General features: G+C 32.3%; 26 protein-coding genes. 12 read left to right on the forward strand and 14 right to left on the reverse strand.

Going from position 1 to position 24,324, the window contains the following annotated elements; all coding sequences use genetic code 11:
• Window positions 1-24 precede the first annotated feature (24 nt).
• Window positions 25-831 (forward strand): NAD(+) synthase, encoded by an 807-nt coding sequence (nadE, locus tag NU08_RS06855; protein ID WP_129746425.1) that lies wholly within the window; start codon window positions 25-27, stop codon window positions 829-831.
• Between the two features lie 92 nt (window positions 832-923).
• Window positions 924-1,553, forward strand: a complete 630-nt coding sequence (locus NU08_RS06860) for a response regulator transcription factor (protein WP_008467169.1) — start codon at window positions 924-926, stop codon at window positions 1,551-1,553.
• 95 nt (window positions 1,554-1,648) lie between these two features.
• Here the strand turns inward: NU08_RS06860 and dnaG are convergent, their stop codons facing one another.
• The 4 genes from dnaG to NU08_RS06880 all read right to left on the reverse strand — a co-directional run bounded on the left by dnaG (window position 1,649) and on the right by NU08_RS06880 (window position 6,772).
• Window positions 1,649-3,721 (reverse strand): DNA primase, encoded by a 2,073-nt coding sequence (gene dnaG, locus NU08_RS06865; RefSeq protein WP_129746426.1) that lies wholly within the window; start codon window positions 3,719-3,721, stop codon window positions 1,649-1,651.
• A gap of 129 nt (window positions 3,722-3,850) precedes the next feature.
• The gene (locus NU08_RS06870) at window positions 3,851-5,446 is read right to left on the reverse strand and encodes a hypothetical protein (protein WP_129746427.1); all 1,596 of its coding nucleotides are present in this window, start codon (window positions 5,444-5,446) and stop codon (window positions 3,851-3,853) included.
• 38 nt (window positions 5,447-5,484) lie between these two features.
• On the reverse strand, window positions 5,485-6,225 hold the full coding sequence (locus tag NU08_RS06875; protein ID WP_129746428.1) for a hypothetical protein: 741 nt from the start codon (window positions 6,223-6,225) through the stop codon (window positions 5,485-5,487).
• Complete coding sequence (locus tag NU08_RS06880; RefSeq protein ID WP_129746429.1) at window positions 6,212-6,772, reverse strand: RNA polymerase sigma factor; 561 nt, start codon at window positions 6,770-6,772, stop codon at window positions 6,212-6,214. The genes NU08_RS06875 and NU08_RS06880 overlap by 14 nt, the downstream gene beginning before the upstream one ends.
• A 173-nt stretch (window positions 6,773-6,945) precedes the next feature.
• On the opposite strand from NU08_RS06880, the gene NU08_RS06885 reads away from it, so the two are divergent.
• Complete coding sequence (locus tag NU08_RS06885; protein WP_129746430.1) at window positions 6,946-7,671, forward strand: hypothetical protein; 726 nt, start codon at window positions 6,946-6,948, stop codon at window positions 7,669-7,671.
• A gap of 13 nt (window positions 7,672-7,684) precedes the next feature.
• Here NU08_RS06885 and NU08_RS22430 read toward each other — a convergent pair whose 3' ends face one another.
• Window positions 7,685-7,861, reverse strand: a complete 177-nt coding sequence (locus tag NU08_RS22430; protein ID WP_207214059.1) for a hypothetical protein — start codon at window positions 7,859-7,861, stop codon at window positions 7,685-7,687.
• Between the two features lie 374 nt (window positions 7,862-8,235).
• Here NU08_RS22430 and NU08_RS06890 point away from each other — a divergent pair, with 374 nt between their 5' ends.
• Window positions 8,236-8,715, forward strand: coding sequence for a hypothetical protein (locus NU08_RS06890; RefSeq protein ID WP_165352425.1), 480 nt, complete (start codon window positions 8,236-8,238; stop codon window positions 8,713-8,715).
• A 3-nt stretch (window positions 8,716-8,718) separates the two neighbouring features.
• Here NU08_RS06890 and NU08_RS06895 read toward each other — a convergent pair whose 3' ends face one another.
• Window positions 8,719-9,696, reverse strand: a complete 978-nt coding sequence (locus tag NU08_RS06895; protein WP_129746432.1) for a polyprenyl synthetase family protein — start codon at window positions 9,694-9,696, stop codon at window positions 8,719-8,721.
• Window positions 9,697-9,856: 160 nt separating this feature from the next.
• Here NU08_RS06895 and NU08_RS06900 point away from each other — a divergent pair, with 160 nt between their 5' ends.
• Window positions 9,857-10,720, forward strand: a complete 864-nt coding sequence (locus NU08_RS06900) for a hypothetical protein (RefSeq protein WP_129746433.1) — start codon at window positions 9,857-9,859, stop codon at window positions 10,718-10,720.
• Window positions 10,721-10,895: 175 nt separating this feature from the next.
• On the opposite strand, the gene rlmN is transcribed toward NU08_RS06900, so the two are convergent.
• Window positions 10,896-11,939 (reverse strand): 23S rRNA (adenine(2503)-C(2))-methyltransferase RlmN, encoded by a 1,044-nt coding sequence (rlmN, locus tag NU08_RS06905; protein WP_129746434.1) that lies wholly within the window; start codon window positions 11,937-11,939, stop codon window positions 10,896-10,898.
• Between the two features lie 337 nt (window positions 11,940-12,276).
• Here rlmN and NU08_RS06910 point away from each other — a divergent pair, with 337 nt between their 5' ends.
• From NU08_RS06910 to NU08_RS06940, 7 genes are all read left to right on the forward strand, one after another.
• Entirely contained in the window at window positions 12,277-12,861 is a 585-nt protein-coding gene (locus NU08_RS06910) for a YceI family protein (RefSeq protein ID WP_242502499.1), read from the forward strand.
• Between the two features lie 293 nt (window positions 12,862-13,154).
• Complete coding sequence (locus tag NU08_RS06915) at window positions 13,155-13,724, forward strand: YceI family protein (protein WP_242502500.1); 570 nt, start codon at window positions 13,155-13,157, stop codon at window positions 13,722-13,724.
• A 5-nt stretch (window positions 13,725-13,729) separates the two neighbouring features.
• On the forward strand, window positions 13,730-15,181 hold the full coding sequence (locus NU08_RS06920; RefSeq protein WP_129746436.1) for a hypothetical protein: 1,452 nt from the start codon (window positions 13,730-13,732) through the stop codon (window positions 15,179-15,181).
• A 10-nt stretch (window positions 15,182-15,191) separates the two neighbouring features.
• Window positions 15,192-15,743, forward strand: a complete 552-nt coding sequence (locus NU08_RS06925; protein WP_129746437.1) for a hypothetical protein — start codon at window positions 15,192-15,194, stop codon at window positions 15,741-15,743.
• Between the two features lie 179 nt (window positions 15,744-15,922).
• Window positions 15,923-16,288 carry a hypothetical protein gene (locus NU08_RS06930; RefSeq protein WP_129746438.1) on the forward strand — a complete coding sequence of 122 codons (366 nt, stop codon included), beginning with the start codon at window positions 15,923-15,925 and terminating at the stop codon, window positions 16,286-16,288.
• A 111-nt stretch (window positions 16,289-16,399) separates the two neighbouring features.
• Entirely contained in the window at window positions 16,400-17,041 is a 642-nt protein-coding gene (locus tag NU08_RS06935; protein WP_109191925.1) for an O-methyltransferase, read from the forward strand.
• Between the two features lie 45 nt (window positions 17,042-17,086).
• Complete coding sequence (locus tag NU08_RS06940) at window positions 17,087-17,806, forward strand: phytanoyl-CoA dioxygenase family protein (RefSeq protein ID WP_129746439.1); 720 nt, start codon at window positions 17,087-17,089, stop codon at window positions 17,804-17,806.
• A 283-nt stretch (window positions 17,807-18,089) separates the two neighbouring features.
• Here NU08_RS06940 and NU08_RS06945 read toward each other — a convergent pair whose 3' ends face one another.
• The 7 genes from NU08_RS06945 to NU08_RS06975 form a co-directional block, all read right to left on the reverse strand.
• Window positions 18,090-18,653, reverse strand: a complete 564-nt coding sequence (locus NU08_RS06945) for a phosphatase PAP2 family protein (protein ID WP_129746440.1) — start codon at window positions 18,651-18,653, stop codon at window positions 18,090-18,092.
• The gene (locus NU08_RS06950) at window positions 18,653-19,000 is read right to left on the reverse strand and encodes a twin-arginine translocase TatA/TatE family subunit (RefSeq protein ID WP_129746441.1); all 348 of its coding nucleotides are present in this window, start codon (window positions 18,998-19,000) and stop codon (window positions 18,653-18,655) included. Before NU08_RS06950 ends, NU08_RS06945 begins: the two co-directional genes overlap by 1 nt.
• 153 nt (window positions 19,001-19,153) lie before the next feature.
• Entirely contained in the window at window positions 19,154-21,397 is a 2,244-nt protein-coding gene (locus NU08_RS06955) for a M1 family metallopeptidase (RefSeq protein WP_129746442.1), read from the reverse strand.
• A gap of 66 nt (window positions 21,398-21,463) precedes the next feature.
• On the reverse strand, window positions 21,464-21,970 hold the full coding sequence (locus tag NU08_RS06960) for a DUF6702 family protein (protein WP_129746443.1): 507 nt from the start codon (window positions 21,968-21,970) through the stop codon (window positions 21,464-21,466).
• The gene (locus tag NU08_RS06965) at window positions 21,967-22,722 is read right to left on the reverse strand and encodes a hypothetical protein (RefSeq protein WP_129746444.1); all 756 of its coding nucleotides are present in this window, start codon (window positions 22,720-22,722) and stop codon (window positions 21,967-21,969) included. Before NU08_RS06965 ends, NU08_RS06960 begins: the two co-directional genes overlap by 4 nt.
• Window positions 22,712-23,440, reverse strand: a complete 729-nt coding sequence (locus NU08_RS06970) for a carboxypeptidase-like regulatory domain-containing protein (RefSeq protein WP_129746445.1) — start codon at window positions 23,438-23,440, stop codon at window positions 22,712-22,714. The genes NU08_RS06965 and NU08_RS06970 overlap by 11 nt, the downstream gene beginning before the upstream one ends.
• Window positions 23,427-24,245, reverse strand: a complete 819-nt coding sequence (locus NU08_RS06975) for a carboxypeptidase-like regulatory domain-containing protein (protein WP_242502501.1) — start codon at window positions 24,243-24,245, stop codon at window positions 23,427-23,429. The genes NU08_RS06970 and NU08_RS06975 overlap by 14 nt, the downstream gene beginning before the upstream one ends.
• Between the last annotated feature and the right edge of the window lie 79 nt (window positions 24,246-24,324).

A 24,324-nucleotide genomic window follows, 5' to 3' on the forward strand; every position in this document is an offset into this window, starting at 1 on the left:
CTGCATCTTAAAACTTAAACTATTATGGCTAAAAAAAGCACAATTCAGACAGAAAAGGTAAATACGCACATTGTAGAGTGGTTAAAAAATTACGCTACTAATGCAAAAGTAAACGGTTTTGTAATTGGAATCTCTGGAGGTGTAGATTCTGCAGTAACTTCAACTTTATGCGCACAGACAGGACTGAACGTTTTATGTGTAGAAATGCCGATTCACCAGGCAGAAAGTCAAGTTTCAAGAGGAAGAGAACACATTGACCAGCTAAAAAAACGCTTTCCTAATGTTTCTGACGTTAAGACTGATTTGACCGAAACTTTTGAATCATTCAAAAATGCCGTTCCTTCAACAGAAGATACTGCAAAAGTAAATTTAGCTTTAGCAAACACACGCGCACGTATTAGAATGACTTCTTTATATTATTTAGCAGGAATTCATGGTTTATTGGTTGCCGGAACCGGAAACAAAGTAGAAGATTTTGGTGTAGGTTTTTACACAAAATATGGAGATGGCGGCGTAGATTTAAGTCCGATTGCTGATTTAATGAAATCTGATGTATACGCTTTAGGAGAATTTTTGCAAATCCCGCAATCAATTTTAACAGCTGCTCCTACTGACGGATTATTTGGAGACAATCGTACAGATGAAGATCAATTGGGAGCAAGTTATGACGAACTAGAATGGGCAATGTTAGCCGCGGAGTCAGGAAATACGGCATCTGACTTTGAAGGGAGAGAAAAATCTGTCTTTGAAATTTATAAACGATTAAACACCAGCAACAAGCATAAAATGGATCCGATTCCAGTTTGTTTAATACCAAAAACGTTAAAATAATACATTTTAACATTCTCTGCGAGTTATTACAGAATTTATTTATTAATTTTACCGTTCCAAAAACATGAACAATTCTAAAAAAGGTAAAAATTATGATTAAAGTATGTCTAGCAGACAATCATCCTGTGACGCACTTTGGCGTTAAGTCTTATTTCAAAGACCACGATCAAATTTCAATTGTTGCCAACGTAGGCAATTTTTCAATGGTTAGAGATATTCTTCAAACGAAGGAAATCGATATTCTGATCTTAGATTTAGAATTAGAAGGTCTTTCAAGTATCTTCGAAATTAAATCAATCCTGAAAAATTTCCCAAAAACAAAAATTGTTATTTTCAGTGATCTTGCTGAGCAAATGTACGCTCCAAACGCAATTAAAGCAGGAGTTTCTGGGTATGTGCACAAAACAGAAAAACTTGAAACATTAGGTCATTCTATTATTAAAGTACACGAAGGAAAAATTATCATCAACGAAACAGTACGCAAAAACATGGCTCTTATCGCTAAACAAAGTAAAAGCGAGCGTCTGTACAGAAAACTTTCTAACCGCGAGATCGAAGTTTTACGTTACTTAAGTGATGGTAAGAAAAACAATGAAATCTCTAAAATCTTAAATCTGAACGAAAAAACGATCAGTACTTACAAACTAAGATTATTAACAAAATTAAATGTTACTAATTTAGTTGACTTAGTAAACAAAGCTAAGACTTTAGAAATTATTTAATTACAAAATCGATTAGCTTCAAATTTCAGCTAATCAAAACTTTATAAAAACTCTATCTTTTTTGAATCAATCAAATTAGATAGAGTTTTTCTCTTTTAGTGATAAGGCACCACTACTCGACCTAATTTTTTAGAAAAATTATTTAGGAGTTTAGAATAATCGATCACCATACTTAGAATTTCTGAATTGTCTTCTTGCGGATTAGTCAAAAGAGAATTCTTTAATTCTGCAATAATTCCAGATACCAAATACCATCTCATAGAAAATATCGTATCAGAAACATTCTGCTCTATAGTTTCGCTTTTGTGTTTTGGAAAAATATTCTGTCCTTCCCAGTTATGAATGGTCAGTCTTTCATCTTCCATTAAAATATTGGTTACTTCCTGAGCAAATTCGGGCTCTAAATGCATTAAATATTTATCTAAACTAAATGTCTCATTCTGATTATAAAAATCAATAATGTTTGTGTAAATATTCTGAAATAAAACATTCGACAACTGTACCTCATCTTCTTGAAGGCTTAAATATATTTTTTCGAATACTTTATATTCTCTTTTTTCTGAAACTTCTTTTACATTTCCTTCTTCATCCGCTTTTAAGTACACATCTTCAAAACTCTCGACAACACTTCCGTACAAAAGTAAAATCTCAATGACTTTCCTTTCAAAGCCAAATAAAATATCTACTTTTTGAGTCTGCTCTTGCGGATAATATCCCGGATCTCCTGGATAATCGTAACCTTCCGGCGGCCCGGTTCTAGGATCTTCTGGGTCTCCTCCTGAAAATGTACCTGCTTGCGGAGGCTGGTTCCTAACTACCTCAAAAGGCCTCTGCTCCTGTTTCTGCTTTTTATTTGCATCAGCGATATCTTTCTGAATAAGCTGTGCCAAAGTACTTGTCAAAACCTGCTCTGAAATATCCATAATTCGAGCACATTCCTGAATGTATACCTCACGCTGAATACGGTCTGGTATTTTAGAAATACTGGTTACCATATCACGAATCAGATCGGCTTTTTTTATAGGATCGTTTTTGGCTTCATTCATTAAGATCGAAGCCTTGAACTGTATAAAATCTTTACTGTTGTTTTCTAAATAAGCGACTAATTCATCGTGCGAATTTTTACGGGCAAAACTGTCAGGATCTTCTCCATCAGGAAAAGAACAAACTCTTACATTCATTCCTTCTTCCAGAATCAAATCGATTCCACGAATAGACGCACGCAAACCCGCAGCATCTCCATCAAAAAGAACCGTGATATTTCTCGTCAGACGATTAATCAAACGAATCTGATCTGGTGTTAATGCCGTTCCCGACGAAGCCACAACGTTTTCGATTCCCGCCTGATTAAACTGAATCACATCAGTATAACCTTCAACCAAATAACAATTGTTTTGTTTGGCTATTGATTGTTTTGCATGATAAATGCCATAAAGCACTTTACTTTTATGGTAAATATCACTTTCTGGCGAGTTTAGGTATTTTGCTGCTTTTTTATCGTTGGTTAAAATACGTCCTCCAAAACCCAGAACACGCCCCGACATACTTTGAATCGGGAACATTACACGCCCTTTAAATCGGTCAAAAGGACGATCTTCTCTTGGAATGGTTAAACCTGTACTTTCTAAAAATTCTAATTTATAGCCTTTTCCTAACGCTTCTTTGGTAAAAGCATCCCAAGTTTCTGGAGAATATCCCAGATTAAACTTTTTAATAGTCTCGTTGGTAAATCCTCTTTCTTTAAAATACGACAAACCAATTGCTTTTCCTTCCTCAGAATTCAACAAAACATCCTGAAAATACTTTGCAGCAAATTCAGAAACCAAATACATACTTTCGCGAATATCTGTATTGGCTTTTTCTGCTTCTGTCTGTTCAGTTTCTTCAATTTCGATATTGTACTTTTTAGCTAAGTATCGAATAGCTTCTGGATAGGTAAAATGAGAATGCTCCATCAGGAAGGCAACAGAATTTCCTCCTTTTCCAGAACTAAAATCTTTCCAGATACCTTTTGCTGGAGAAACCATGAACGAAGGCGAACGCTCATCTGAGAACGGGCTCAAACCTTTAAAATTACTTCCTGCGCGTTTTAAATTGACAAAATCGCCGATAACCTCCTCTACTCGAGCAGTTTCAAAAACAGCGTCAATGGTGCTTTGTGAAATCAAAGTGTATTAAATTTTTAAAAGTTGAGAGCTAGCAAAAATACGCAATTCTTGCTGGAATTTTTATCATTTCAAACCAAAAAAAGCACCTCTCTCGAGATGCCCTTTTACTAACTAAACTTAATTTTATATTTAATTGAAATCGAAGCGTAATCCCAAAGAAATATTATTTTGATCGACAGCATTTTTTTCAAATAAAGGTTGCAAATCATATTTCAAATACAAACTTGTCGCTTTGTAACCCACATAGGTGCTTAGTCCATAATTAAAATCATTTACATTAAAATTACCCTTTGTTTTTTGCTTTACATCATTTCCAACCGCATCGTCAAAACATAAAATTTGTTTTGATTTCACTCTAAATCCTGCATAACCCCCTATACCAAATCTGGCACTTTTATGAGATTTAAAATAGCTAACTCCATCTCGAACTTCTTTCTTAGTAAAATCAAACTCTAAATGCAATGGCACCATTACATATACATTTCTAAATCGGGATTCTTCTAAATGTACAGGGCTCGTAACTAAATCGGTTTGCGCACCATTTTTTTCAAAATAACGATCATCTGTAGCTCGCAGATTATTGTACATCAGAGACATTCCGTATTTAAAATGAAGCAAATTATCATCTTTTAAAATCCTAGTGTTCCCAGTTATCCCCCATTCATAAAAGTGAGACGGCAAATATTTAAAATCTGAATGGGCAACTTGGCCATCTGTCACTAAATTATTTACTCCAAAAGCAAAAACGAATTGGGTAGTGGTTCTTTTTGATTGGCGTTTATCAACATCTTTTTGCCCGTGATACACTTTCATAGAAGTAAGATTAATGATTGTTTTATCCTCTTTATCACAATCATTGCAATCTCCAATTACAAACTTTGTCCCTTTGCTTTTATTTGAATTTTCGGTCTCAATTTTTCCATCAACTCTATCTTGAACCAATTGACTTAATTTATTTTCTTCGATAGCAACATTTGTTTCGATATTAGCAGCATGAACTTTAGCTTTACTTAATTTAAGTTCTTCTGCTTTTTCTTTCGAAATCTTTCCTTTTGAAACCTCATTATCTAATGAATCTACTTCGACTTTTAAAGCATTTTTTTCATCCTCTGTTATTTTTTTAATTTGATCAGCAATCGCTTTTGCTCTTACTTCAAATGGAATTTCTTTATGATCTTGTCCTTTAGTTAACCCAGTTTCTGGAACACTATCATCAACCACTTCAAGTTTTACATCTTTAAACCAAATTTGCCCTGGCCCATCTAATAAAACCCCATAAGCAATTGATGTTGCACCCTTTGGCACAAATAAAACAACTTCATATTTTGTCCAATTAGTCGAGCCTTTTATAGGTCTGTTCTGCATATTATCAAAAGCAAGTGTACGAGCAGCATAATAATCGATACGCATCCACAGTCCAGCCCATGAACTTACGTTTTCTGTCTTTACATAAGCAGTCATTTTAAGCTTTTTATCCTGATACAAATTTGGTTTTGCTCCTTTTCCCAGACTGCCAAAACCTTTTATTTTACTTTGAACTGATTTTATGGTAAAGATATTTTGATCTCCTGATTCAGGGTCTTTCTCAAAATTCATTTCATATTTTACAGGGTCATGTTGCCAATAAGACCAGTCTAAAACTTTTTTATAACTGCCATTCTCTTGTGCTGATAATTTAGTCGCCATGACAACTATCATCATTGTAATTAATATAATTTTTTGCATGATTTTCGTTTTTTGATTGATGATTGATGATTGTTTATTTATTCTTCGTAATTCCTATTTGCTATAGCACTTTTTACAGCCTTCAAACTTTTATTAAATTTATCTAGTGCAGACTCTCTATAAGATTGATTTAATTCTGTTTCAGCATTTAATAGCAAATCATTAGGATTTACTGAAACCGCTTTTCTGTTTTTTTTAATTACCTCATCAGCAGATTTTGTTTCGACTTTACCACTGACTTCTGCTAATAGTTGTTCTGCAGTAATGTATTTGCTTTTATTTTCAGGTTGGTAATTTTTATTTTCAAAAGAATTAATTATTGCGCTATCTCTTTTTAAATCATTCCTGGCTGAAAGCTCCACTTTACTCTCAAGTTGTTTTGGATTCTTGTTTTGATTATGAGTGCCAACAACAGCTATCGCATTTTTCATTATTGGTTTCTGATTATGCTTATTGACACTTATAACATCCTCTTTGTGTATTCCTAAATCCAAAGTGTCTTTATTTATTTTTTGTTCTAAGACTATCGGCGTATTCTTTCTTATTTCTACAGTTTCAGAACGATTAAAATAAATTGTGCCAACCAATAAAAATCCGATGAAACTGGCCGCGATATACAACCATTTTCTTTTTGATTTTTTTGAATCAAGTTTAATCGGTTCTTTCTCTTCTGCCACACTCAACATCGCATCCAATCGATCCCAAGCTTTGCTGCTTGGCTCAATTTCGCGTTGGTTTAGTTTTTCACGGAAATCCTTTTCAAAATTATTCGGTTCCATTATCTTGTCTTTTTAAAATAGTAATTTGTGTTTGCAGCATTTTTCTAGCGTGCGATAATTGCGATTTCGATGTTCCTTCATTAATGCCTAGCATCTTGGCAATTTCATTGTGTTTATAACCTTCGATTGCATATAAATTGAAAACCATTTTATAACCGTCTGGCAAAGCATCAATTAAATACTGAATTTGTTCTACTGTAAACTGGCTGTCGATTTCATTAAAACTTTCTTCTACAAAAAATTCATCTTCGGCAAATTTTACTTTTTTCTGAACTCTTAAATAAGAAATAGATTCGTTAACCATAATTCGGCGGATCCAGCCTTCAAAACTTCCTTTGTGTTCAAAGTTTTCCAAATTTGTAAACACTTTCATGAAAGCTGTTATCATTACATCTTCTGCCAATTGAATGTCCTTTATATATTGACGGCAAACACTTAACATTTTCGAAGAATATTTACCATAAATCTGCTGCTGTGCCTGACGATTGTTCTCAACAGCCAGCTTTATGATTTTGGTTTCTTCTTGATGTAACTGAATAATTTTCATTTATAAGCTTTTCGGTTTTGTTTTTAGAAACAGACTTCTATTAGCATAGACGATTGTCGATTTGAAATGGTTGCATGAGCTTAAAAAAAAATAAAATTTTAAATCCCAAATTCCAAAACAATAGAAACATTGTAAGTTTTTATTTATAATTTTGTAAAATAAATCATTAGATTATGAACGAGAATATACAACTTTATCCGAATATCGAGAATGTCTTCGTTGACAAATCATTAGGTATTTTTTTCAAACCTCTTCTAACAATAAAAACATTGATTAATGATGAAGATTATAGTATTCATATAATTTCAACAGATGGTCTTTTTTGTAAAAATCAATACAAATATTCTGAAAATAATTTTTTTGGCTTTAAATACATTAATGGCAAATATGAATTTCTAGGTGAATTGGATGTTTTTGATGATTATGAAAAAATTCACAAACTCCACAATGCTTTAGAAAAAGACTTTACTCAAAATAGAGATACTTATTTAAAAGAAAAAAGAACTGTAGATGATTATTTAGAAAACATACTTCTACAATTAGAAAAAAATAATGTCTATGATTTTTCAAATGCGGAATACTATGCAGAAGCATTTTACAGCTACAATTTTACTAAATATTTCTATGAAAAATTTGGAGTCCATAAGCATATATCAGTCATAACTGAAAATTACGGCAAAAATACCGATCCTTTTTTATTAGATAAAAAAGAAGCTCTTTCCATCCTTGAAGAATTTTTAATTAATATGAATTATAATTTAAAAAGCGATTACCAAATTAATCAAAATATGCTTATGGCTGCTACAGAAATTTCTCGATTTATGACAATTGCAAGAGATGGAATAGTATTTTCTTTATTAGACACAACAAATAAAATTGTTTATATACTTGAATATTAAACGAAATAAAAAACTATTTTTTTCTCTCAATAACATAGTTGAACATCAAAGTCAGCGCCTCTTTATACTCAGAATCTTCGAAGTTTTGAAGTAGAGCAAGTGCTTCACTTCTTCTTATAATTAACATTAAAAAATAAATTAAATCTGAGTAAATATTATTTACAGCTTCATTTACAATTTTATCTCTCATATAATCAAATATGAATAAAAAAAATCTGTATAATAATTTTAGTTTTACTTTCTTCCTGTAAACAGAATAAAACAGACAAAAGGGTAAAAACTCAAAAGGATAAAACAGCCATTTTAAAATTAAACGATACTTCAAATCATAAATTTTATCCAAATAGAAATTGGCAAAAAAACATTCCTAAAGACAGTATTACTGAAATTTATTGGAAGGAAATTATTAGAAAAGAGTCTTTAAACAAAGAATTTAAAGACTCTTTTACGAATTCATTTCCTTTAAAAAATAAAACTATAACTTTTTTATGGACAGAAACAAAACAAGGGATTTTAATAAATGAAAATTATTGTAAAACAATTTCTGAACCAGAACGAGCTGCATTGGCTTTTATTGCCAAGAATGCTTTAAGTAATGGATCATTCAATAAAACAATGAAAGATTGCAATATTGAAATCGCTTTAAATTTAGATTATCAATGTTCAAATAAATATAATTACTATTTGCAATTATGGTTTAGAAATGATCTTTCATCTTTAGAAATAATAAAAAATTGTTCTAAAATGTCTGATATGGCATCTGTTCAATCACATTTTAATAAAATTACTTTGAAAATACAAGGAAATAAAATTTTTATTGATTCTAAACTCACCGGTTTCAATCGTGATATTTGGGACTGTACTTGGACTGAAAATTTTATTTTTTCAGTAAATGGAGACAATATTAAACTCATGAAGAAAACACAATCTGAGGAACAATATGTTTATTACTTTCCTAACGGAAGCGATGTAATTCCTCCTTCCGGCTATAAAAATAATGGACATGGTGAATATCGTTTGCCTAGAAAATCTAAAAAGAAATAAAACCTATTTCTTTCTCTCAATAACGTAATTCACCATCAAAGTCAGAGCATCTTTATACTCAGAATCTTCGAAGTTTTGAAGTAATGCAAGCGCTTCTTGCTGAAATTCGACCATTTTGTTTTCGGCGTAAGCCAAACCATTATTTTTTTTTACAAAGGCAATAACTTCTTTTACGCGTTTTTTGTCTTTGTTGTGGTTTTTGATGGAGTTTATCAACCACTTTTTTTCTTGCGGAGTACAAGTATTTAAAACGTGAATTAAAGGCAAGGTCATTTTTTGCTCCTTAATATCTATTCCTGTTGGTTTTCCAATGGCTTCTTCGCTATAATCAAATAAATCGTCTTTGATTTGAAAAGCCATTCCGATTAATTCACCGAATTTACGCATATTTTCAACCTGAATATCGTCTTCGATTACGGCTTTCGCGCCAAGCGCACAACAAGCTGCAATAAGCGTTGCCGTTTTCTTTCTGATAATTTCATAGTAAACGTCTTCGGTAATGTCAAGTCTTCTTGCTTTTTCTATTTGGAGCAATTCTCCTTCACTCATTTCGCGAACGGCTACAGAAATAATTCTCAATAAATCAAAATCGCCATTATCAATAGAAAGCAATAAACCTTTCGACAATAAATAATCTCCAACCAAAACGGCAATTTTATTTTTCCAAAGCGCATTGATTGAGAAAAATCCGCGACGGCGATTACTGTCGTCAACCACGTCATCGTGTACTAAAGTTGCTGTGTGAATAAGCTCAATTACCGAAGCACCGCGATACGTTCTTTCGTTTACAGTGCCTCCAGAAACCATTTTTGCAGTAAGAAAAACAAACATTGGACGCATTTGTTTTCCCTTGCGGTTTACGATATAATAGGTGATTCGGTTTAATAACGCAACCTTCGAAGTCATCGATTCATGGAACTTTTTCTCGAAAAGTTCCATCTCGTTAAAAATAGGCTGCTTTATTTGAGACGTAATATTCATTTAGACTCCAAATATACTATTTTAAATAAAAAAACGTTGTGTATTTTAGGTTAGCTTTTAAATATTTTATTCTCTAACCTGAAAAAAAACACCAAAAATAGCTCTAACTAATACTGATTTGAATTCATTAACGTAAAAGAAAACCCAAAACTATTTATTTATGAAAACAAAATTTTTATTAATTGGAACATGTATAATTACATTGTCTTTTTTCATTAGTTGTAATTCTGATGAAAAAACAAGTGACGGATCATCAGCTAAGATTACAAACGACGAAATTATAGCTAATTCTAAAATCGACGCTTCTGTAGAAGACGTTACTAATATTGCTGAAGACCAGTTTAGTTCTCAGCTCAACGTAAATTCAAAACCTAGTGGACCGATAAAAAATTATCTTCCAAGCTGTGCCACAATTACCACAGTTTTAACCAATAATACTTGGACAAAAACAGTAGATTTTGGTGTTGAAGGCTGTACACTTAATAACGGAAATACAGTAAAAGGAAAAATGGTTGTTTCTTTTTCAAATGATTTTACTTCTTCCACACAAACCATCAGCTATACTTTTGAGGGATTTTATCATAATGGCAAAAAAATTCAAGGAAGCAAAAGTATTGTGAGAACTATTAAAGAAACCAATTTATTGGTAACGCCACACCCAGTTTCAACAGCTGCTATAGATTTAACGATTACTTTTGACGATGGGAAAGTTTATGCAAGAAAAGGAACTTTGGTAAAAGAAATGACTTCTGGTTACGACACTTGGTTTGATTGGGATGATAATGTGTTTGTCGTTACAGGAAGTTGCTCTACAACTTTCCCTAATGGAGATACTTTTTCGGCAGAAATCACAACCCCTTTAGAGTTTAATGCTTCGTGCAGAAAATCTATTGCAGTAAAAGGAATCGTTTCTATCACTAAAAATGGTGCTTCGGCAACTATTGATTATGGAAACGGAGAATGTGATACTCTTGCAAAAGTCACCAAAGACGGAGTTACAGAAGAAATAGATTTGAAAAAATAAGCATCCTTTTTGTCCAAAATAAAAAGCATTAAAAACGAGAAATACTTCTGTTTTTTAATGCTTTTTTTTTATCGTGTAAAACCAATCAAATTTCCCGATGGGACATATGCACGATTGTCAATATTTTTTTCCTACCGATCAGATACTCCTAGCGGAGTATATTTGGTGAATATTTTTATGCTTCTTTATTGGCTAATTGTCCGCAGGCTGCGTCAATATCTTTGCCTCGGCTTCTTCTCACTTTCACCACTACTCCAATATTTTCCAGAGCTTTTATATAAGCCATAATCGATTCTTCTGAAGCTTGCTGAAATTCGCCATCATCAATCGGATTATATTCAATTAAATTGACTTTGCAAGGCACATATTTACAGAATTTAACCAAAGCATCAACTGAAGCTTTATCGTCGTTAATTCCTTTCCAAACTACATATTCGTATGAAACTTTGCTTTTTGTTTTTCTATACCAATATTCTAATGCTTCTCGTAAATCTTTTAACGGAAAGTTTTTACTGAAAGGCATAATGCGGGCACGCGTTTCGTCTATAGCTGAATGCAGAGAAACTGCCAGTTTAAACTTCACATCGTCATCTGCCATTTTTTTAATCATTTTCGGAATTCCTGAAGTAGAAACCATAATTCGTTTCGGAGACATTCCTAAACCTTCCTCTGATGTAATCATATCGATAGCTTTAATGACATTATTATAATTCATTAAAGGCTCTCCCATTCCCATGAAAACAATATTCGAAAGTGGATGATTGTAATATAGACGACTTTCTTTATCTATAGCCAGAACCTGATCGTAAATTTCGCCTGGTTCTAGATTTCGCATTCTTTTTAATCTTGCTGTTGCACAGAAATTACAATCTAAACTGCAACCAACTTGACTAGAAACACAAGCAGTAGTTCTTGTTTCTGTCGGAATTAAAACCGATTCAACCACCAGTCCGTCATGAAGTCGAACGGCATTTTTTACTGTTCCGTCACTACTCTTCTGCATTGTATCAACCTTAATATGATTGATAACAAAATTATTCTCAAGCATAGATCTTGTAGCTTTGGCTACATTTGTCATATCCTCAAAACTGTGAGCGCCTTTGCTCCATAACCACTCATAAACCTGATTTCCACGGAAAGCTTTATCTCCATTTTCAACAAAAAAATCGCGAAGCTGTTCTTTTGATAAGGCTCTTATGTCTTTTTTCTCCATTTGCATGCTGCAAAGTTAATCACTTTTGCCATTTTTTGTTTGGTTTTTGCATTCATTCTTAATTAAACCTCAAAAAAAGCTAATCAAAAAATTATATTGGCATTTTCCCACACAGAACACAACACATTAACAAACAAGTATTTAGCAGTTAATTTTATTTTAAAAGATTAAAATCATAGCAATAATAGGGCTTTACACACCTTACTATAACAATTTAATAAAACTTTCATCATGATTTTTATCATTCCTTTTCTTTCGTACGCGCGATAATTTTGGTCCAAGAAATAAGAAAAAGTTTTTCATTCTCTAACCACTAAATGAATTTTAAAACTTCCTTATTTAAATGATTAACCTATACTTTATCAACATGAAAACAATTCAATCCTTTTTACTAACAGTAATTTTTACCACAATTTCATTACATACAAATGCACAAAGAAATTATACCGTAGCTGCAAACTCAACTTTTGAAGTAGCGGGAACCTCTACCGTACACGACTGGGTAATGAAATCTACAGAAGGAACAGGAACAGCCAATTTAATCATTAAAGACTCTAAACTGACAGGCATTAATAGTTTAAATGTTTCCTTATTGGCTGAAAGCTTAAAAAGCTACAAAGCAAGCATGGACAAAGTGGCTTATGAAGCAATGGATACTGAAACACACAAATACATTGAATATGTTTTAAAATCTGCTGAAAAGCTTGATGAAACAACTTGGAACTTAACGGGTGTTTACACTATTGCAGGCGTAAGCAAAGAATTTAAAACTCAGGTAAAAGTAACTACAAACAAAGGAAGCATCATTTTGCAAGGTTCTAATCAAATTACTTTTGGCGATTTTGAGATGACACCTCCAAAAGCTGCTTTGGGAGTTGTAAAAGCAGGAAAAGATCTAACTGTAATCTTCAATATTATCTTAAGCTAAATCTTAATGTTAAAAAACATTCTTTTTTAACATTTTATCTCTTCGAATTAAATGTTAAAAAATAGCAATTCAATAAAATGAACCATCTCTTTTTGCGTAACTGATCGATTCTATAGAAAATGAAAACGTTGTAGTTATTAAATACCTATTTAATAAAATTTTAACAATGACTTTTATCATGTATTAAGCTGATTTATAGAAGGATCTTTGATACAAGTTAAAACAACATTCTTAGTACTAAATAGAAACTGGCCGACAATTAACTTATTTTTTATAATATAAACATGACAAAAATGAAAACAAATACATTAAAACTTTTCGCCGTTGTAACAGCATTTTTAGGAATCAGCTCTTTTGCAACAGCACAAAAATCATATGCTTTAGATAGCAAATCAACTTTTTCTGTTGCGGGTACTTCTACACTTCACGACTGGGAAATGAAATCGACTTCTGGAACTGGAACAGCTACTTTAAACATTACTAACGGAAAGCTAACAGACATTGAAGCTCTGACTGTAACTCTTTTAGCAGAAAGCGTAAAAAGCGAGAAAAAAAGCATGGATAAAGTGGCTTATGAGACTTTAAAAACAGACAAAAACAAAAACATTAAATATGTTCTTAAATCTGCTGAAAAAGTAAACGAAACAACTTGGGAACTTACAGGAACTTACACCATTGCTGGAGTTAGCAAAGTTTACAAAACCTCTGTAAAAACAACGGTTACAAAAGATGGTTTAAACCTTCAGGGAACTAACAAAATCACTTTTACAGATTTCGGAATGAAATCTCCAACAGCAATGCTTGGAACAATTAAAACAGGTCAAGACCTAACACTAAAATTCAATTTAAACTTTAATTTATAAACGCCATGAAGAAAATTTATATTCTATTCGTCACATTAATCAGCACATTTGCTGTTCAGGCACAAGTAAGCTTTGGAAACATGCAAAATCAAATCTCTAGAGGAAAAGACGGTATCAACGTTTTTGACGTACAAAAAGACACTAGAGAATTTAAAGGTCTTAGTATTGACCTTGGAGGTGCTTTCAACATGGATTTTCAAGCTACAAATTCATTCAACGACCAACCTAATAACATTACAACTACAACTACTACAGCTACTGGAACAACCACTAGATCAATTACAGGGTATCGTTTAATGAATACTGAAAACAATTTTACTCTTCCTGCTGCTGATATGTATATTGGTGCTCAATTATTTGATGGAGTAAGAGTTAATTTAGATGTTTATTTGGCTTCAAGACACCACAATGATTCTTATGTAAAAGGTGGTTACTTGCAAATTGACAAGTTAGACTTCATTAAAAAAGACTTCCTAGCTGATTTCATGAAATATGCTACTATTAAAATTGGACAAATGGAGAACAATTTTGGTGATGCTCACTTTAGAGGTTCTGATAATGGTAATACAATCAGAAATGCATTTGTTGGAAACAACATCATGTATTCTTTCACTACAGAAATGGGTATGGAAGTTTACTACAACAGAAGTGGATTGGTTAGCATGTTAGGTGTTACAAATGGTAACTTAAATCAAAGTAATGAAGAAGTTTTTTATCCTGCTGGTCCAAACGCTAATACAACGCACAGCCCTTCAATCTTAGCTAAACTTGGTTATGATAAACAGCTTAATCAAGATTTAAGAGTAAGAATAACTGGTTCTTATTACCATAATGCAAATCTTGGTAATGCAAACATATATGCTGCTAATAGATCAGGATTTGGTTATTGGGGTATTTTGAATAATAACGCTTATAAAAATACTATTACGAAGACCGATGCTAATGGTACTGTTATTTCTACAACTACTACTGATGTTCCTACTAGTTTCAGTAAAACATCTACTCCAGAGGCTACGTTCAACCCTAATTTCAAAAATTGGGCTACTACATACATGATTAACCCTTTTGTAAAATATAAAGGACTTGAATTCTTCGGAACAATCGAATTAGCATCAGGAGGAGACAAAGCTGGTACTGATGACAAACGTACTGCTAATCAATATGCTTCAGAGCTTATTTACAGATTTGGAAACACTGAACAATTCTATATTGGAGGAAAATACAATACCGTATCTGGAAAATTATCTAATGCCGATGCTAAAAAGGTTACTGTAGATAAATTTGAAGCAAGTGCTGGTTGGTTTATGACTAAAAACATTTTAGCTAAACTAAACTACGTTAATCAAAAATATAAAGATTATTCACAATTTACTGGAGATCCTACTACTGGAAATCTAAACAACTTTTATGGTGGTAAATTTGAGGGTTTAGTATTCGAAGCAACAATTGCATTCTAATATAAAAAAAATGAAAACAAGATTTTCAATCTTAATTATGGGTTTAGTGGTTTTCTTTTTCTTAGGAAGTGCTAAACCCACTTTTTTTGCAGAAGATACAGCTGTGGCAATCAATAAAATAAAAATAGAAATCACAGGTCTATCAACTGTGGGCAAATACAATTGCTCAAACATCTTTACTATAAAGGACACTGTTTACGTAAACTCAATTAAAAAAAATACTTTTAATACCGACATCAAAATGTCAAACTTTGATTGTGGCAATAAAATAATGACGAAAGATTTGCAAGGAACAGTAAAAGTGAAAAAATTCCCCAACAGCACAGTTTGCATAAGTGACATTAAGCCAATTGGGAAAAATTATAAATGCAGGTTAAACTTTTTTATAACCGATAAAACACTCAAATACAAAGATTTTATACTTTATAATACAGACGATAAAATCCAAGGAACACTTAGTTTGAAATTCTCTGATATCGATTTGGAACCGCCAGTAAAAATGGCTGGATTAATTAAAGTAAAAGACGATATTGTAATTAATTTCAGTTTATATAAAAACTAAAATTTTTCTTCTAAAAAAAATAATGCGCAGCAGCATAATTTCAAAATTTTGGCACAAGAATTGTCTAGCTCTTAAAAGAAAAATAATCTTACAAAGAGCTCAATCATTTTAAAATTTGTAATTTTATTTTTCAGCCATGTAACCTTTAAGTTTTATCAACCTAAAAAAAAATTGAAATTATGAAAAAACAAATTTTGAGTTTAGCTGTAATTGCTTTATTAGCATTCGCTGTTCAATCATGCGAGAAAAAAGAAAACAAACCTGCAGAAGATGAATTAACACTTGGCAACAAAGTAGATTCTCTTACCTCTGATATCGAAGAAGTAAAAGATAGCGCTGTAAGCAAAGCTGAAAATGCAGCAACTAAAGCAAAAGATGCAACAGAAACTGCAGCTCAAGACGTAAAAGACGCAACTAAAAAAGCAGCTGAAGATGTAAAAGATGCCACTAAAAAAGGTGCTGAAAAAGTTGAAAATGCTGCTAAAGCTGCTAAAGACGGAACTGTAAAAACAGCCAAAGAAGTAAATGAAGCTTTGAAAAAATAAATTTCATCAAAATCTAAACAGAAACCATTCGCAATACGAATGGTTTTTTTATGCAAAATTGCAAGCGAATTATTTTTGTATTTTTGCATTCAAATTACTAGATTTTACAACATGCATTTTATATCTCAAGAATTAGAAGATTATATCGAACAGCATTCTGAAAACGAACCAGAATTGCTAGCGAAACTTAATAAAGAAACCTACCAGAAAATACTTTTGCCAAGAATGCTAAGCGGTCATTTTCAAGGCCGTGTTTTAAGCATGCTTTCAAAATTAATTCGTCCAGTCAATATTCTTGAAATTGGAACTTACACAGGTTACGCTGCTTTATGTTTATGCGAAGGAATGCAGGAAAACGGGCAATTGCATACCATTGATATCAAAGAAGAATTAGTCGATTTTCAGCGAAAGTATTTTGACGCATCGCCTTGGGGAAAACAAATTTTTCAGCATTTAGGGGAAGCCGTAAACATTATTCCAGATTTAGACTTGAAATTTGATTTGGTTTTTATTGATGCCGACAAAGAAAACTACTTGAATTACTGGGAAATGATTGTTCCAAAAATGAATAAAGGCGGTATCATTTTATCGGATAATGTTTTATGGAGCGGAAAAATTCTAGAACCGGTTCATCCAAACGATGTCAGCACAAAAGTACTTTTAGAATACAATCAGCTTTTAAAAGACGATCCAAGAGTAGAGACTGTTTTATTGCCAATTCGTGATGGATTGACGGTTAGTCGTGTTCTATAATTTTTTAGATTTCTAAGGTTCTATTCAGATTTTAAACATTTTATAATGATTCACTTAAAACAAATTGATAGCGAAGGATTTTCAATAATTAATAATGTTTTTACAGAAAATGAAATTGAAAATCTAATTTCATTAATTGACAATAAAACTAAAAATGATTCTGATAATTCGACTTTTAGAAAATCTGACGATTTATTTGCAATTAGACAATTTCATAAAGAAGTCCCAGAAACTCTTCCTTTTATTTTTAATGAAAAACTACAATACATTATAGAATCTACTTTCGGTAAAGGCTTTTTTATAACTAAATCAATTTATTTTGATAAACCAGAAAAATCAAATTGGTTTGTAGCCTATCATCAAGATTTAACGATTTCAGTTGATCAAAAAATTGAAATAGAAAATTTTGAAAACTGGACGATAAAACAAAATCAATTTGCCGTTCAGCCACCTACAGAAGTATTAGAAAACAATTTCACAATTAGAATTCATATTGACAAAACTACTAAAGACAATGGCGCTTTAAAAGTGATCAATAATTCACATTCAAAAGGAATTTTGCGAATTGAAAATCTTGATTTTGAAAAAGAAAAAGAAACAATTTGTGAAGTCGAAAAAGGTGGCATTATGATCATGAAACCGCTATTATTTCACGCATCAAATAAAACCACAAACAACGAACGCAGAAGAGTAATTCATATTGAATTTAGCAAACAACAGCTTCCAAATGGCTTGGAATGGAGTGAAAAAACCATCATTAACTAAGGTTCTGAGATGCTGAGTCGCTAAGTTTCTAAGTTTTACATTACTTAATTGCCTCCAGATTTAGCTGGAGGTATATAATTTAACTCCCCAAGGCTTTAGCCAAATATTATGAAGTATTTGGCTAAAGCCTTTTTATTTGCCCATAAAAAAAACCTCCAGCTAAAGCTGGAGGCAATTTATAATATATATCTTTAAAAACCTTAGTATCTCAGAATCTTAAAAACTTAGCACCTTTAAAAAAACTTAGAATCTCAGAACCTTATTATCTTAGCATCTTAAAAAACTATCCTGGAAAATACTGCGGTTTCAGCTTTCTATAAACTAAATAAAGCAAAAATCCGAAAAGAGCTCCGAAGAAATAGCCAGTAAGAATATCACCTGGAAAATGCAATCCTAAATAAATTCGGCTGTAAGCAAAAATTAATGGCCATAGAAATATAAATCCGAAATATTTGAAATAGCGCTTTAGAATCAAAAATAAGAAAGTCGCAACCGCCATAGTATTTGCTGCATGTCCAGAGAAAAAGCTATATGATTTTCTAACCTGTACAACTCTAATAATTGAATTTATTTCAGGATCATTGCATGGTCGCAAACGCTGAAAAGTGTGTTTGAATAAGTTACAGGTTTGGTCTGTAAAAGCAATCAAAACTGCGATAAAAAGCAACAAATACAGGGTTTGCTTACCTCCTATTTTTTTATAAATAAGATAGAATAGCAATAAGAAAAATGGCGTCCAATATAATTGATTGGTAATAATAAGCCATAATTTATCGTATGTTTCAGAACCTAATCCGTTAAGAAAGATTAAAAGATCTTTATCTAATTCCTGTATTTTTTCAAGCATTACATTTGGCGTTTAATAGGTCCAGAGAGTGTGTCAATATCTTCTTTTACTTTTTCGATTTCATTTGCAGTATCTCCTAAAAGATTTCCTGTATCTCCAAGTAAATTCGATTTTGCATTGTTAATTTCTGCATTGATATTTCCAGTAATATCGTTCAGAGATTTTGCATCAAGACCATTTGCCTCTGCTCCTTTCTGAATTTCGCTTTTAATATCATTAGTTGCATTTTTTAATTGAGCCATAGCTTTTCCCATTGTACGTGCAATTTCCGGCACTTTATCTGAACCAAAAAGCATTAGTACTATAAACAGTATAAAAACTAATTCTCCTCCTCCTATACCAAACATAACTTTTAATTTTGTAGTCACAAAGATATTAAATTTTGCAGCTTAGAGTTTTAAAATTAACTTAAAAAGTCCTTGAAAATGCATTTAATTAAAATAAAAAAGCTCACCAAGCATTTATACACCTGATGAGCTTTTTATAAGCTTTTAATTTATTTAGTCAAATTTTGACTTTGTTTCTACTTTTGGCCAAGAGTTATTGGTTACATCAATATCAGCCGTTAGCAATTGCGGGTCAATTTGAATACTCTTAATTGCTTTTGTTGTAGCATAAACTTTTTTAGCGGTATCATTACTTTTTCTCCAGATTTGTGCTGGATATTTGTAATTATCTTTAGAACCATCTTCGTAAGTAATCTCAACCAAAATAGGCATGATCATTCCGCCTGGCTTGTTAAATTCTACTTCGTAGAAGTACTTAGGAGATTTAATGCTAGCTTTTTCTTCTGCTGTAAAAGTCTGATCTACATAATCTGCTAAAGGTTTGAAATCTTGCACTTTTAAAGCTTTTTTCTTAGAATCACTTACTTCTGCATTATCTCCTGCAACCAAGTAAACAAAAGGTCCTTTTTCATATCCAAAACGTCCTTTTCTAACTTTTACGTCTTTGATATCTGTAGTTGGAGTATCTGAAACGTAATATTGTTTTACGTCTTTAATTCCGATATCAACAAAATCAGTTGAATAGAACCAACCTCTCCAGAACCAATCTAAATCTACCGCCGAAGCATCTTCCATTGTTCTAAAGAAATCTTCTGGGGTTGGGTGTTTAAATTTCCATCTGTTTGCATACGTTCTGAATGCATGATCGAATAACTCTCTTCCCATAACTACTTCTCTTAAAATATTAAGACCTGTAGCTGGTTTTCCGTAAGCATTATTTCCGAATTGGTGAATTGTTTCAGAGTTTGACATAATTGGCTCTAAAAACTTCTGATCACCGCTCATGTAAGGAACAATATTTTTTGCTGGCCCTCTTCTTGACGGGAAATTTGAATCTAATTCTTGTTCAGCTAAATATTCTAAAAATGAGTTTAAACCTTCATCCATCCAAGTCCATTGACGTTCGTCAGAGTTTACAATCATTGGGAAGAAAGTATGTCCAACTTCGTGGATAATAACACCAATCATTCCGTTTTTAACTTCTTTGCTCGTTACCCCATTTTCATCAGGACGACCAAAATTCCAACAAATCATTGGATATTCCATACCTTGATCTTCTGCAGAAACAGAAACTGCTTTTGGATAAGGATAATCAAAAGTATGAGACGAATAACTTTTTAGAGTATGAGCAACTACCATTGTAGAAGTTTCTCCCCAAAGCGGGTTTGCTTCTTTTGGATAAACAGATTCTGCCATCACAGTTCTGTTTCCAATTTTCACAGCCATTGCATCGTAAATGAATTTTCTTGAAGAAGCAATCCCGAAATCACGAACATTTTTAGCGCTGAATTTCCAAGTTTTTTTCTTTTCAGAAAAACCTTTTTCAGCCGCTTCTGCTTCTGCCTGCGTTACAATAACTACAGGTTTATCAAATGATTTTTGCGCTTGTTCGTATCTTTTTACTTGTTCTGCAGTAAATACTTCGCTTCTGTTCATTAATTCTCCTGTTGCATCAATCACGTGATCTGCAGGAACTGTAATGTTTACATCAAAGTTTCCGAAAGGAAGAGCAAACTCTCCGCTTCCCCAGAACTGCATATTCTGCCATCCTTCAACATCATTGTAAACCGCCATTCTTGGATAGAACTGAGCGATTACATATAATTTATTGCCATCTTTCTCGAATAATTCATATCCTGAACGACCGCCTTCTTTTCTATAGTTATTGATATTGTACCACCATTTAATAGAGAATGAAATTTTTTCTCCAGGTTTTAAAGGCGAAGTCAAATTAATACGCATCATGGTTTCGTTGATCGTATATGACATTGGATTCCCTTTAGCATCTTTTACCTGTTCGATATTAAAACCACGCTCTAAATCTTTCTTTAAATATTTAGAAGAAAAACCTTCAAGCGGTAAAACCTGATTGATTTTTTCGCCCTCTGCTAATGAAGTCTGTCCATTTGCTCTTGCTTGATTTTGGTCCAGCTGAATCCATAGATACTCTAAGCTGTCTGGCGAATTATTACTATAAGTAATCGTTTCAGATCCGCTTAATTTTGAATTTTTATCATCCAATTCAACATCGATTTTGTAATCTGCCTGTTGTTGGTAATAAGCTGGTCCTGGAGCTCCAGAAGCTGTACGAAACATGTTTGGTGTTGCCAGCAAATCGTACATTTGGCTAAACTTGTTCGTGTCGTACTTTCCCTGTTGTTTAGTAGGTGTGGTTGTTGCTTTATCCTGCGCCACTAACATTGCAGGAAAAAGTAAGAATAATGAAAGTTTTTTCATAAATTTTTAATGGTAATTTCTTTAGGCTGTGAAAATAGTAATTAAAACATTAATTTTACCAATACATTAATATTTTAACAATTCTTTCCTTGAAGATTCTGTAAAAAGAACACTTCTTTTTGTATCAAATGCTGAAATATGTGTAATGTTTTGCTGTTCTGAGTTCCAATCCACTAAAATAGTGTTTGAAATCTCAAGGGTTTTGAATTTATCTATGTCCTTAATTCTAGAATAACAGACCAAAACATCGTCAGCTTCGACCTCTTTAGATAAAAAAGTTATGACTTTTTGCTGTCCATTTACTTTAATTGAAAAATGTTCAGATAGATATTTTTTTAATAATTCAACATCTGCCGGAGTTTCTTTGCTAGTACCAACAAATGTCTTTTTGTGATACTTTTTCTCCATAGCATTATTCAAATCATCAATAAAAATTCGGGAAGTAATCTGGAGCATCTTCTTTTCAGCAGCATAATTTACTTGAAAAACCCCTACATAAAATTTATGAAAAGCAAATGCCGAAGTCAATACAAACAAAACTCCAAGCAATGGATAAATTATTCTTTTTTTCATTTTTGAGCAGCCTCAGCCTTCTTAAATTCTTTGTTCTTATTGATCATAAAGTCCATCAATTGAAACTTCTGATCTGGATCAACTAATTCTTTAGAATGCGGATCGTTTGAGCAATACATCAAAAACAATTCTACTTCATCATCTTTAAGATTGAGTGTTTTAGAATAAAAATCTTTTGTAAAGTTATCTTTAGCATATTCTACAAAAGCAATATCTGTGATTTCTTCCTCTTTTACTTCGTCTTTTTTGCTCAAAAGTTTTTTGACGTCTTTAAAAATTCGAACAAAATCGGTACCATATTTTATGGTTTGATCAGAAAGCATTGCATTATTTTTTGCGGTAGACTGTTTATCGTCTTCAAACTGCATATCTACATATTTCTGAGAACCGCCTTGTAATGATTTTACTTTTAATTCCTTATGAACCACAACTTCTTTAAGCTGATTATTAACCAAATCCAGCTTTATTTTCAAAAGAACCTCAGCACAATCTTTTTCAGTTAAAACCACTTTTTTTGATTGAAATGTCAAGCCAGAAAACAACAAAGTATCTTTAGGTTGTGCCATGATATCAAACAAACCGCCAGAACCAATAAATGTTCTGACATTCGCATTAATATTCATTACATAACCACTTTCAATGGCCAAAAAATCGTTTATAACCTGACCGTGTAATGGTTTCCTGAAACCGTTTTGCCCTAATACAAATTGACAAAATAAGCAGACAACGAGTACTCCTAGTTTATTTTTCATTTTCGAGAATTATTAGATATTTTCTTGCTAGATCTGTAATTAAAAACATACTCATTGTTTTGTTTTTAGTATTCAAAGATACAGCAAAATCGGCATCATCCACACAAAATAATTGAAATCCTTTAATATCATCGAAAGGAATTTTCAATCTATCTGTATAATAATTCTCCTCAAAAAGATATTCCAATTTTCTAAAAAGCGCTTCTTTTTTCTCTACATTCACTTCTTTTTTCAGCATTGCAGTCCGTCCCGAAATTTTATTTAATAGCTTATCAATAGATGTTGAAGTCGCAGTATAAACTTTTCGTTCTGCTGGCGTGTATTTTTTTTGTCCGTACGGAATAATCCCAAGATTTTCGGCTGTTATATTAGCATTTTCATTAACAACCACCTCTTTCAGCTCCACTTCTTTCGCAGTCATTTTTACAACTAAAGAGCTATTTATTAAATGTTCGGGAGCAATTCTAATCCTTACAGGATCGAGATTTACGGCTGAAAAAACCAAAACATCTCCTTCCCGAACAGCAATCGAAAAATTACCATCAGAGTCAGACACGGCAGTTGCTTGAGTAGCATTATTTATAATATTTACTCCTTCAACAGGACTAGATTGCTCTTGCACTTTTCCTGTTAAAAGTTTAACATCATTTTTTTGCCCAAAACCAATCTGAACAAAAAAAAGAAAAACAACAATAGCTATAATCTTATTTACTCTCACCAGCAATCATTTCTTTATATTTAACAGCCAATTCTCCTAAAAGAAATTCTGTAGAAGTTTTATTTTTAGAATTCAAAATAGCCGTAAACTTATCATTTTCTATAGCATAATATTCAAACCCTTTCACATAATCTGCTGGGATTTTTAATCGGTCAGTAAAATGATCTAGGCTAAACATATTTTCCAGAAGTCTCATAAAAAACTCTTTCTTCTCAACAGCAACTTCTTTTTTAAGCATAGCCGTTCTTCCAGAGAAGAAATTTAGCAACGGATCTGCAGAAATAGAACCTCCAGCCATCATTCCCGCATCTGCTGTAGCATTTAGCGCAGTCGCTGTCTGCAACTTACGTTCTGCTGCAGTGTATTTCTTTTGTCCTAAAGGTACTATTCCTAAACTTTCAGCATTAATATTATCATATCGCTTCACAACAACTTCTTGCAGTTGATACATCACCATAGTAAGATTCACAGAAAAATTAAGATTTGAAAAATCTCCTTGCTTCAATGAGACTCTTTTTTCTTTAAAACTTATTGAAGAAAAAACCAGCACGTCATCAGGCTTTGCTAAAATCGAAAAAAATCCCGACGCATTTGTCGTTACCGTTTCTTCTGTTTGCGCATTAATCACATAAACACCTTCCAAATCTAAGGTATTAGAAGTTACTTTCCCATTAAAAACAGAACGTTCCAGAGTTTGTGACCAGCAAGCTTGCCCCGCCATAACAATTAAAAAACAAGTAATTTTCTGAAACAAAATGAAATAAATTAAAAATATTCTTAAAACGGTAAAAATATCCCAAGTCATTCCAAATTTAATATTAATGACTTGGTAAAAATATGTTAATTAAAATATTAAAAATTCAAACAAAAACAGAGTTTTTAAT

Source organism: Flavobacterium anhuiense, assembly GCF_004151235.1.
GTDB classification, from domain to species: domain Bacteria; phylum Bacteroidota; class Bacteroidia; order Flavobacteriales; family Flavobacteriaceae; genus Flavobacterium; species Flavobacterium anhuiense_A.

Coding starts and splice junctions, on each gene's coding strand:
- NU08_RS06940 (WP_129746439.1), top strand. CDS start 17,087: ATGATTCACTTAAAACAAATTGATAGCGAAGGATTTTCAATAATTAAT.
- NU08_RS06910 (WP_242502499.1), top strand. CDS start 12,277: ATGATTAACCTATACTTTATCAACATGAAAACAATTCAATCCTTTTTA.
- NU08_RS06960 (WP_129746443.1), bottom strand. CDS start 21,970: ATGAAAAAAAGAATAATTTATCCATTGCTTGGAGTTTTGTTTGTATTG.
- NU08_RS06870 (WP_129746427.1), bottom strand. CDS start 5,446: ATGCAAAAAATTATATTAATTACAATGATGATAGTTGTCATGGCGACT.
- NU08_RS06935 (WP_109191925.1), top strand. CDS start 16,400: ATGCATTTTATATCTCAAGAATTAGAAGATTATATCGAACAGCATTCT.
- NU08_RS06885 (WP_129746430.1), top strand. CDS start 6,946: ATGAACGAGAATATACAACTTTATCCGAATATCGAGAATGTCTTCGTT.
- NU08_RS06955 (WP_129746442.1), bottom strand. CDS start 21,397: ATGAAAAAACTTTCATTATTCTTACTTTTTCCTGCAATGTTAGTGGCG.
- rlmN (WP_129746434.1), bottom strand. CDS start 11,939: ATGCAAATGGAGAAAAAAGACATAAGAGCCTTATCAAAAGAACAGCTT.
- NU08_RS22430 (WP_207214059.1), bottom strand. CDS start 7,861: ATGAGAGATAAAATTGTAAATGAAGCTGTAAATAATATTTACTCAGAT.
- NU08_RS06945 (WP_129746440.1), bottom strand. CDS start 18,653: ATGCTTGAAAAAATACAGGAATTAGATAAAGATCTTTTAATCTTTCTT.
- NU08_RS06930 (WP_129746438.1), top strand. CDS start 15,923: ATGAAAAAACAAATTTTGAGTTTAGCTGTAATTGCTTTATTAGCATTC.
- NU08_RS06975 (WP_242502501.1), bottom strand. CDS start 24,245: ATGACTTGGGATATTTTTACCGTTTTAAGAATATTTTTAATTTATTTC.
- NU08_RS06965 (WP_129746444.1), bottom strand. CDS start 22,722: ATGAAAAATAAACTAGGAGTACTCGTTGTCTGCTTATTTTGTCAATTT.
- NU08_RS06920 (WP_129746436.1), top strand. CDS start 13,730: ATGAAGAAAATTTATATTCTATTCGTCACATTAATCAGCACATTTGCT.
- NU08_RS06900 (WP_129746433.1), top strand. CDS start 9,857: ATGAAAACAAAATTTTTATTAATTGGAACATGTATAATTACATTGTCT.
- NU08_RS06925 (WP_129746437.1), top strand. CDS start 15,192: ATGAAAACAAGATTTTCAATCTTAATTATGGGTTTAGTGGTTTTCTTT.
- NU08_RS06860 (WP_008467169.1), top strand. CDS start 924: ATGATTAAAGTATGTCTAGCAGACAATCATCCTGTGACGCACTTTGGC.
- NU08_RS06950 (WP_129746441.1), bottom strand. CDS start 19,000: ATGTTTGGTATAGGAGGAGGAGAATTAGTTTTTATACTGTTTATAGTA.
- nadE (WP_129746425.1), top strand. CDS start 25: ATGGCTAAAAAAAGCACAATTCAGACAGAAAAGGTAAATACGCACATT.
- NU08_RS06915 (WP_242502500.1), top strand. CDS start 13,155: ATGAAAACAAATACATTAAAACTTTTCGCCGTTGTAACAGCATTTTTA.
- NU08_RS06875 (WP_129746428.1), bottom strand. CDS start 6,225: ATGGAACCGAATAATTTTGAAAAGGATTTCCGTGAAAAACTAAACCAA.
- NU08_RS06880 (WP_129746429.1), bottom strand. CDS start 6,772: ATGAAAATTATTCAGTTACATCAAGAAGAAACCAAAATCATAAAGCTG.
- NU08_RS06895 (WP_129746432.1), bottom strand. CDS start 9,696: ATGAATATTACGTCTCAAATAAAGCAGCCTATTTTTAACGAGATGGAA.